This window comes from Flavobacterium sp. (genome assembly GCF_035760125.1).
GTDB lineage: Bacteria > Bacteroidota > Bacteroidia > Flavobacteriales > Flavobacteriaceae > Flavobacterium.
The window spans coordinates 1-2,781 of sequence record NZ_DASTTN010000319.1; the positions used below are offsets into that span (position 1 = coordinate 1).

The following is a 2,781-nucleotide window of genomic DNA, read 5'->3' on the forward strand; positions in this document are numbered from 1 at the left end:
TACAACGCCACCTGCGGTGAGTCTGATAGCCGGTCCGCCTTTTGAAGCATCGTTTCTTATAACGGCATTCGGATATTGAGTCACATATTCAGCCAGCGTAAAAAATGCACCTCCATGGTCAGGATCAGTAGTTTCATCTCCACCATAAAACCATCCTCCAAACAAAGCATCCCAACGCTGCCATTCATGGATCTTACTTAATCCTTGGTCAGGCATGGTGCCTTTTATAAAATTTGAATTTTGATAACGGGGATCAAAAACAAGGTTATGCTCGGCTGTACCATCTCCATTAATATCTGACAACAGAACCATAAAATGAATATCAAGAGGTGCCTCTCTTGATTCTACATAAGTATCATAAGAGAGTTCCGTAAGCGATGACAGATTTGTTCCAGAGTATTGACCATTTCTGAATCTTACAAAATCTCCAGGAAAATTAATGCCAGGAGGAACATTAAATTTTAAACTGCCCTTGCCAAATGGCGGTGTATCCGGACCATTTACAAAACCCAGGGAGGAATTTCCTACAGGCTGTTTTACCCAGCCATTCAGGTTACAATCTGTAACCGTTATTATTATATCTGGATTTGCATTGTCTTTTACTTTGTTTTGAAACTCTCCATAGGCATTGATTTCGTCTTCAGTTGATGAAGGTGAAGCTATTTCTTCCTGCTGACAGGAAAAAAACATCATAAATCCCATAAACAACAGTGTTTTTAAGGGAAATAATTTTCTTTTCATTTTAATGAGTTTTAACGTGAAAATTTTTTAATAACCTTTTTGAAGTAACAATGAATTATTTTAATTCAAAATTTAAAGTCGAAAAATTAGTTGAAATACTAATTCTTTTCAGGGATGAAAGATTTCTGTTTTTTAGGGGATTAAAAGAATCTTTTCCTCGTAAGGCTTTTGTTTTTCTAAATAACTGAAAAACAAGAAATTAAGATGTTTAAAATGCGGTGCAAAAGTATGAGAATAATTAATAACATTATTTTTTTCTCTCTCAATAACATAAATATCCGTTGAAAAGCAGTTTTTTTTTGAGTTCATAAAAATCAGCCCTATAGCAGTTTTCAAAATCCGATAATATAATTGACAAAAGCCACGAGCAGGAAAAAACAATATCCTTATCTTTGGCACAATACCAAAATAACAATCGAAAAGCATATTCTTTCGATTAATTAAAAAACAAAAAATGAAGTTCAAAGGAGTTATTTTTGATTTAGACGGAACACTGGTTAATTCACTTGAAGATATTGCAGATGCTATGAACACTGTCCTTCAAAACCTCAACTACCCTACACATAATTATGAAGCTTATCAATATTTCATTGGCAGCGGACTTCGGAATTTGGTGAGCAAAGCGTTACCCGCAACACATAATAATGAAAAGCACATCGATCATTGTTACCAATTAATGATTGAAGAATATCGCGATAATTGTACACGTAAAACAAAACCTTATGATGGAATTATCGAATTATTGGATCACTTAATTTCAAATAATATAAAACTAAGTGTGTTCTCAAATAAATCGGATGAACTTACCAAGAAAATAACGACTGCCCTATTCCCTAACTATTTTGACCCAATAGTAGGTTTGAGTGTCGAAGCATTAAAAAAACCAAATCCATCTGAAGCCATAGCAATAAGTAAAAGCTTAGGATTGAAAACCGAAGAAATAATTTTCGTAGGAGATTCCGGAATTGATATGCAAACAGCCACCAATGCCAATATGCTTGCGGTGGGCGTGTCTTGGGGATATCGACCAATAGAAGAATTGATTGCTAATGGTGCAAAACATATATTGAGCAAGCCTTTGGATTTAATTCAAATTTTACAACTCGATGATGTAAATATATTGACGTAACTATTTGCTAAGTGCCATAGCTTAATTACTTGTAATCTCGTATCAGCAAGATATCAGTTATTTTATTGTACTGATTTTTTTTCAAAAGTCAGATAATCAATAGCCGTTTCGCCCTTGCTGTCATCTTTTAATTTCACAGAAGTACCTGTGTTCTCCATTACTTTCCAATCCCCATTCAAATCCTGAAAGATGTCGTTGGGACCAATTGAAACTTTAAAAATTGTACTGTAAAGATCATCATCACTCGTGCTTTTGGCTACAGACCATATACCTGTATAGGAATTTATTTCTTTGGCAGCAGTCAATACATTATTGCCTCCAAAAGTAAAATCATAACCCACGTAATTTACAGTTTCATCCTTACCTGAATCGTAAAAATAACTAACCTTCCATGTTCCGTCTTTTACGGCATCGGTTACGTCGTCGACTGTGTTTTTACTATCGTCATTACTACAGGAAATAAAAGTTGCGACTACAACAGTTATCAACAAAACAAATCGGTATATATTTTCGAATTTCATAATCACCTACAAGTCTTTAAGTTATATTATTTTAAATTCTGCCTTTTGTAAAATTAAGAATTAAAATTAGACTACAAATCAATAATTGAAAAGTAATATTATCGATAAAAAACCTTAAACATTTAACTCATATTTACATCTGTTTTTTCATTAAATCGATACATTTGTTAGGTAACCATATTTTAAAATCATGAGAATAGAAACCGAACTTAAATTAGGATTTAAAGATGTAATGATCAGACCCAAACGCTCAACATTAAAGAGTCGATCAGAGGTTTCGTTGGAGAGGGAATACAAGTTTTTGCATAGTTCCATCGCTTGGTCAGGAGTTCCTATCATGGGAGCCAACATGGATACGGTGGGAACTTTTGAAATGGCATTGGTATTGGC

3 protein-coding genes and 1 pseudogene are annotated in these 2,781 nt (G+C 33.9%); 2 read left to right on the forward strand and 2 right to left on the reverse strand.

The genetic code is table 11. The features are described from left to right. The coding region (locus VFS71_RS11435) for a hypothetical protein (RefSeq protein WP_326401386.1) at window positions 1-741 on the reverse strand (741 nt) is incomplete at its 3' end. A gap of 454 nt (window positions 742-1,195) precedes the next feature. On the opposite strand from VFS71_RS11435, the gene VFS71_RS11440 reads away from it, so the two are divergent. Continuing rightward, entirely contained in the window at window positions 1,196-1,870 is a 675-nt protein-coding gene (locus VFS71_RS11440; protein ID WP_326401388.1) for an HAD family hydrolase, read from the forward strand. 62 nt (window positions 1,871-1,932) lie between these two features. Here the strand turns inward: VFS71_RS11440 and VFS71_RS11445 are convergent, their stop codons facing one another. Beyond that, window positions 1,933-2,391 carry a hypothetical protein gene (locus VFS71_RS11445; RefSeq protein ID WP_326401390.1) on the reverse strand — a complete coding sequence of 153 codons (459 nt, stop codon included), beginning with the start codon at window positions 2,389-2,391 and terminating at the stop codon, window positions 1,933-1,935. A 190-nt stretch (window positions 2,392-2,581) separates the two neighbouring features. Between VFS71_RS11445 and VFS71_RS11450 the strand changes: the two are divergent. Further along, window positions 2,582-2,781: pseudogene (locus VFS71_RS11450) on the forward strand (GMP reductase); the annotation flags it as partial.